This window comes from Microcoleus sp. N9_A2 (assembly GCF_036701775.1).
In the GTDB taxonomy this organism is placed as follows: Bacteria; Cyanobacteriota; Cyanobacteriia; order Cyanobacteriales; family Microcoleaceae; genus Microcoleus.
In genome coordinates this window covers 1-5,675 of record NZ_JAUBRH010000118.1, presented here as the reverse complement: position 1 = coordinate 5,675, position 5,675 = coordinate 1, and the positions used below count along the sequence as shown (strand labels likewise).

Below are 5,675 nucleotides of genomic sequence, written 5' to 3'. Positions count from 1 at the left end.
AATTGCAGGAATTTACAATTATGACCTGTATTTATCATTACAACAGGCGAGTACTTGATATTTTCGCAGGAGGTCTATTGAAATAAATTATGTAATAGAAGCACATAGGGAAAGCAGGTTACTCTAACCTCAACCATTTAGCTATCGTCTCTACTCTGTTCCTATAGATTCTCATATTTCATATATACTTTCCTATATCACTTTTTACATATAATGTCCTATCTTAGTAGTGTATATATACCTGTTTTATTTGTTTACATCTACTAAATTTCATTCTTTTTACTGACTTAAGTCAAAGGCTTCATACTTTAGTAGAAAGAGCTAGGATAACTTACCGGGTATAACCTAGCTAGTTGGTCTTATGGGTTAAGCTTTTTAGCAGCAGATAAGCAATCGTGTAACTCTGCTAGATGCTTATTGATATCTTGGTTAGTATTCCAAGTAGGGGATAGGCGATCTAATGTAGAATATAAATCCTCTATCTCTCTCTCTGCAACAATGACTCAATCCCTAATGTTCTAGTTTTATCTCCATCTTTTAGAATATAGATTAGTTGAATTTTGATCCTATGTTCCCACCTTTCAACATCATTAGAGTAGATATTAAAGGGAGTAAGGATAACACCATTAGGGCATTTAAACCCTAGGGATAACTCAGATAATTGGTAGAAAACATCAATTAGATCCCGCCAAATAATCTTATCATGATGTGGATTCTGGCTTATTGCAGCCGTTACAGATAACATCAATGTTCCCGGATATAGTTTCTTGACTATTGATTCCCCTAGCTTAATCGTTTCCTGATCTTTATGTTTCCAGTTTTTCCACTGGTTAGTCATCTCTCCAACTAGGTTATAAGCATCCTTTTCAGTATATGTTCTGAGATTGTCAAGATTAATTAACTCTCCTTTAAGTACGTTAGGTGCTGATAGATCGAGATACGGGCGGACGTATTTTAAGAAAGTCTTAATCACTTGACCGTAGCGTGTATTGCATTGATTGAAGCCTACCAGTTGAGCGATTTTAGTCTCCTTAAAGACTTTACCATTGCCCGTTAAAGTTAGGTAGTTATTCCTAACATACTTTTTAACCATCTTTGAGACTTGCTCACGAGTAGTCATTATTAGGACAGATTCATACTCACTACATTGTAGGAATTGTTGAAACTCATTATCACTTCCCCATTCTGGTTTGAAGTTTGTGTTATACCAATTTAATATGAAGCTGCATAGAATAGGGCTTCAAGAATAAACTTGTAAGATGACAACGAACTAATTTGCTCAGGTGTGATTTTTTCAATAACTTGTTTTAATCGCTCTCACAATTGCTCCAGTGTTGTAAAAACTTCTCCAACAAGTTGCTGTTTGATATATTCCCATACCCTTTCAATTGGATTAAGTTCTGGACTATGTGAAGGTTGACAGACAGGAATTAAATTTTCGGGCACTGAGATAGTTCATTAGTGATATGAGCACCCGCTCTATCCATGTGAATCAGGGCAATATCTTCACCCAATTGTAGAGAAAGAGCGTCAATAAATTGCTGAAAGTTTTCTCCGTTAAGATGAGCGTATTCTTGGCAAAAATGCCAGCCACTCAATGGTTCGACTACCCCATACAACCAAAAATTTTCACGTTTCCATAGTATGGGAGCAACTGGTTTTACCCCCAGGGGGAACGCATCTTATTGAACACTGTTCATCAGTGGTGAGTATATTTTGAGATAAATTCACCATTCTTAGAAGCTACAGACACGCTTTGTCATGACTTGAGTAAGAAAACAGTAACTGATTAATGGTGGTTTTTACTTGGTGCTAATTTTGAGACAATAAAACTATTACAACCACTGTTGACAAGTTGTATAATAGTTACTAATGAGTTATTCGTGAGAATTTAATTAACTGCAACAGCGAGGATTTTAGTCAAATAGTCATCATCCCACCCGGCTCGAAGTCGCTTATTTTTTGCTCCAGTTTTTGAAGTTTTCTCTTGATTCAAAAGATTGAGCGAGATGTGTCTAAGAATAGCAAAATTTTGCGGAGCATTATCTTTTCTAATCCGACACTCATCTTCACGAAAACCCACATCTAATACCCAATGTAAAGAATTTTCAATTCCCCAATGGCTCCGGACAGATTTACCAAATTTTTGAGGATCATTTGGTAAACTACTAATGTAATAACGAGTTTCAATAGTTGTTTTTCCCTTGACTATTCTCACGGATTCTATCATACCTATAGTCTGAAGTTTCTCCCATTGATTATCGGGATATATCAGCTCTTTGATGTCACTTAACATGGTTGTGATGTCTGATTTATGAGCGACCATGATTTTTCTCTTTTTGGGTTGAATAAGCTGTATGTGTAGAGCCAGAAAATCCTTGTCTAATTGCTTGTTTAAACAACTGTTCTACTCTGGCATACAGGGATGGTTGGTTCTTTTTTAAGGTGATTACGTAATCTCCTCCTTGTTCGACAATTGACTTCACAATTGACCTTTGACAGCCCATCGCATCAATGGTGACAATGCTTCCACTTAATTCTAATACTTTTAGTAAAGCCGGAATTGCTGTGATTTCATTGGATTTTTTATCAACCTTAACTTGTCCTAAAACTAATCTTTGACTGGTCGCCCAAGCACTGACCATATGAATCGCTTTTTTGGATCCTCCCCGATCGTAAGAATGGCGAAGAGTTTTGCCATCAATTGCGATTACTTCTCCTGGATTGAAGCAGCTAATAGATTGAATCCAACTCAAAAAACATTTCTGAAATTGCTCAGGTTTGAGGCGAGAAAATACTCGCGCAATTGTATCATGTGAAGCAGAAGTGTTGAATGATAGGAAAAGTTTGCTAAAATTGGCAGAGCAATGTATAATTGTAGACTTATAAATTATTAATAATCAACTAAAATGCTATTTTCTAACTTCCCCAAAATTGTCAAACGGTATCTCGCCCATTTACGATGATGATGATTATCCTGTTTTAGATAGCTTCACATTTGTCTCCTGCTGGCTAGGGTTCAGTTTTGACCAAAGTCTCGATACTATGCGTTCCCTATTTTCCCGTTTAAACAGTCGAGATATTTCCCTAGATATATCAACTTTTTCAAAGGCTAGTAAGCATAGAGATATTGATGTTTTTGTCAAAATTTTTGAAAGATTGCAAGGGGAGCTAAAACGTCAATTAATCAGCAAAGATAGGATGAGTTTATTTCCTTTAGATTCAACGATAGTTACGTTAACAAGTAAATTACTATGGCAACAGGAATACCATCAAGTAAAATTATTTGCTGGAACGGACAATAAACGGGAAATAATTGATGGAGTACACATTCATTTTGGTCAAGGTCATGACAGTCAGTAGGTCGATGAAACCATAGCAGCCACACCTCAAAATGGAGTTGCTGTAATGGATAGAGGTTTTTCTAGTTCTGAACGTGTTCAAGCATTGATGAAAAAAGAAAATCAATATTTTGTACTACGAATTAAGAATAATTCTACTGTCAATATGAAGGAGGATGGAACTTATGAAGTGTGGAGTGACCCACGAAAAGTTCAAGTAAGATTAGTGACTTTTTCAGATTTAGAAACACGGACAGAATTTAGGTTTGTCACTAATTTACCTGAATCAGGAAAATCAGCATACACTAATGAAGAAATTGGAGAAATTTATCGAAGACGATGGCAGATTGAATTGCTGTGGAAATTCTTAAAAATGCATTTAAAATTAGCTCGTCTAATTACTAAAAATACCAAGGGAATTAAGATACAAATCTATGCCTGTTTGATTTGTTATTTGTTGCTTCAGTTAGTTGAAGTTCCTGATATTATTGGAAATAAACTCTTAGACAAGTTACGATATTTACAGGCTTTTATGTGTGAGAAAATCAGCTATATTCACTGGTTTAAGGAACTTGTTTTTAATTGCTGAAATCAGCAGTTTATAGGATTCGTATGTCTATTTTCAGAATCCTATCAAATAAGCATTCAACACTTCTGCATGTGAAGGTATGCCATTCGGCAATTCTAAAATTTTCTTTAACCATTCGTATTTAGCTCGCCCGTAACTTTCAATATCCACCCATGTATCAGCACCGCAAATCACGGCACAAATTGAGATAGTGATAATGTCAATTAATTGATGATGTTTCGTCCGCTCAATTCGGGGATCTTCTAAGTCGGCAAAATGGTCGGCGAGCGTGATTTTAGGTTTAAGTTTCATACAGGTAAACTCTAATTAAATGTTTTGTAGTTACTCAATAATTCTTCTCCAATATACCAGATTCTGTTAACATGAAATTTAGATGCGTTCGCCCTGTTTTACCCCCCTGGCTGTAATTAATTTTCCTGTCAATGTTTTCAATCCCAAACGGGTTTCATCTTGACACAAATATCGTAGCCTTTTGCCCTTACCAAAATATTTTTGAAACGTCAATACTGCTGGAATGATGTTTTTTTAAAAAGCTCCACTGCTTCTACGTCCTGTAAAGCACTTTGTGGACGTGGCACTTTCAGTTTTGCGATGTGACGATAATGCACCCAGGCATAGACTGTTGCATAAGTAAGGAATAGATTATACTCGCTTTTGAGCCATTCCACAATTTCCCCGTAGCTTTTAAAGGGGACTCCTGTTACCAAACGTTCTTTTAGTCCTTCTAATACATCACCTGTCAAGTGTGGTTCTTGTCCTGGGGCTTTTTTTACCAACAATAATTCCGACAATCCACCCCGTCGATACTTTTGTAACCACCTGGTTATCGTAGATTTGTCTCTCCCCAAACGATTCGCTAATTCTTGATGCTGCTGTACTTGCCCTGTTTTTAACCACCATAATACTTGTATTCGTTCTTTTTGACTGGCAGTACGAGTATTTTTTAGTTGTTTTTCTAAAAATTCTACGCTTTCTTCAATTGTGATTTTTAAAATACGAGCCATAAAACGCACCATCAACGCTACCTCTCTATTATATGCAACTTCACATTAAATTGGTATGACGGCTGGACTAAAACGCCATCTGTCCCTAGAGTCTGTCACTGAAAATTTGTTGAAAGTAAATCTAGACAAAACGCAGCAAGTTAGCGATTGGTCAGGAAACTTAACACTCGCTCAACTGCAATATGCTGCTACCGATGCTGCAATTTTACTCCCGCTGGCTGCTGTTCTCGAACAAAAATTGAAAGCTTCTAAGCTTTGGAAAACTGCTTTGCTAGAGTTTTTCTGTCTGCCTGCGGTGGCTTCTATGGAACTCAACGGAATGCTTTTAGATAGAGAACAGTGGAGAGTTTTGGGAGTGAAGCTCTGCCACCAACGCGACTCTCTTTTAAAACAAATTAATTCGCAGCTTCATCGACCTAACCCTCACCAACAAATCTCTCTGCTGCCGGAATTTACGGATACAATTAATCCTCGCTCTCCCAAGCAAGTTTTAGCCGCTTTGCAAGAGAAAGGGATTCCTGTTACTTCCACTAACTCTCAACATTTAATTCCTTTGCAAAGCGAGTATCCCGTTATTCAAGCACTGTTAGAATATCGCAGCTTATCTACTCGTATCGACACTTTTACTCTGGGTTTACCAGAACACATTCACCCGATTACAGGACGCATTCATCCCAATTGGTTTCAGATTGGTGCTAGATCAGGACGGTTTAGTTGTCGAGAGCCAAATTTAACGAATAT

General features: G+C 37.0%; 5 protein-coding genes and 3 pseudogenes. 2 read left to right on the top strand and 6 right to left on the bottom strand.

All coding sequences use genetic code 11. The features are described from left to right. Positions 1-478: 478 nt before the first annotated feature. From QUA44_RS29985 to QUA44_RS29975, 4 genes and pseudogenes are all read right to left on the bottom strand, one after another. A complete protein-coding gene (locus QUA44_RS29985; RefSeq protein WP_333257464.1) occupies positions 479-1,120 on the bottom strand; it encodes a hypothetical protein in 642 nt (213 codons plus the stop codon). Positions 1,121-1,317: 197 nt separating this feature from the next. Next, positions 1,318-1,446, bottom strand: coding sequence for a transposase (locus tag QUA44_RS30865; RefSeq protein WP_445243719.1), 129 nt, complete (start codon positions 1,444-1,446; stop codon positions 1,318-1,320). Then, positions 1,431-1,619, bottom strand: a complete 189-nt coding sequence (locus QUA44_RS29980; protein ID WP_333310089.1) for a hypothetical protein — start codon at positions 1,617-1,619, stop codon at positions 1,431-1,433. The genes QUA44_RS30865 and QUA44_RS29980 overlap by 16 nt, the downstream gene beginning before the upstream one ends. Positions 1,620-1,891: 272 nt before the next feature. Continuing rightward, positions 1,892-2,849 (bottom strand): annotated as a pseudogene (locus QUA44_RS29975) (ISAs1 family transposase); the annotation flags it as partial. Positions 2,850-2,909: 60 nt separating this feature from the next. Here QUA44_RS29975 and QUA44_RS29970 point away from each other — a divergent pair. After that, positions 2,910-3,930, top strand: a pseudogene (locus QUA44_RS29970) (IS4 family transposase). 69 nt (positions 3,931-3,999) lie between these two features. Here the strand turns inward: QUA44_RS29970 and QUA44_RS29965 are convergent. Further along, a pseudogene (locus QUA44_RS29965) lies at positions 4,000-4,221 on the bottom strand (transposase family protein); the annotation flags it as partial. A gap of 209 nt (positions 4,222-4,430) precedes the next feature. After that, positions 4,431-4,934 carry a helix-turn-helix domain-containing protein gene (locus tag QUA44_RS29960; RefSeq protein WP_333276859.1) on the bottom strand — a complete coding sequence of 168 codons (504 nt, stop codon included), beginning with the start codon at positions 4,932-4,934 and terminating at the stop codon, positions 4,431-4,433. Positions 4,935-4,989: 55 nt separating this feature from the next. On the opposite strand from QUA44_RS29960, the gene QUA44_RS29955 reads away from it, so the two are divergent. Continuing rightward, a partial coding sequence (locus QUA44_RS29955; protein ID WP_333257472.1) for a DNA polymerase occupies positions 4,990-5,675 on the top strand: 686 nt, incomplete at its 3' end.